This is a genomic window from Mycobacterium sp. E796 (assembly GCF_001672815.1).
GTDB lineage: Bacteria > Actinomycetota > Actinomycetes > Mycobacteriales > Mycobacteriaceae > Mycobacterium.
Genome location: NZ_LZKK01000329.1, coordinates 1 through 619, shown reverse-complemented (window position 1 = coordinate 619; position 619 = coordinate 1). Strand labels below are relative to the sequence as shown.

Here is a 619-nt window from a genome sequence, read left to right as displayed (position 1 = left end):
TTCCGCCCGATGCTGGGCGCCGCGTCGCCCGACCTGCACGACGCCCTCGCGCCCGTGCTCAACTGCGGGGCCCAGGGCGTCGACCTCTTCTTCATCCTCAGCGGGTTCGTGCTGACCTGGAACTACCTCGACCGCATGGGCCGGTCGTGGTCGACGCGGGCCACTCTGCACTTCCTGTGGCTGCGGCTGGCCCGGGTGTGGCCGGTGTACCTGGTCACGATGCACCTGGCCGCGCTGTGGGTGATTTTCACGCTGCACGTCGGGCACGTGCCGTCGCCCGACGCCGCCCAGCTCACCGCGATCAGCTACGTGCGCCAGATCCTGCTCGTGCAGCTGTGGTTCCAGCCGTTCTTCGACGACTCCAGCTGGGACGGTCCGGCCTGGTCGATCAGCGCGGAATGGCTGGCCTACTTGCTCTTCGGCGCGCTGGTGCTGGTGATTCTGCGGATGAAGCAGGCGACCAGGGCGCGCAGCCTGATGGTGCTGGCCTTCGCGGCGTCGTTGCCGCCGGTGGTGATGCTGCTGGCCAGTGGCCACTTCTACACGCCGTGGATCGGGTGCGCGCTGAACCAGTACAGGACGCCCACCATGGCCGCCAGCAGAAGCAGGGACACATACC

General features: G+C 68.2%; 1 protein-coding gene. It reads left to right on the top strand.

Features of this window, described 5'->3' with window-relative positions:
* Window positions 1-619 (top strand): acyltransferase (locus A5706_RS26865; protein WP_231985430.1); only part of this gene is annotated, 619 nt, incomplete at both ends.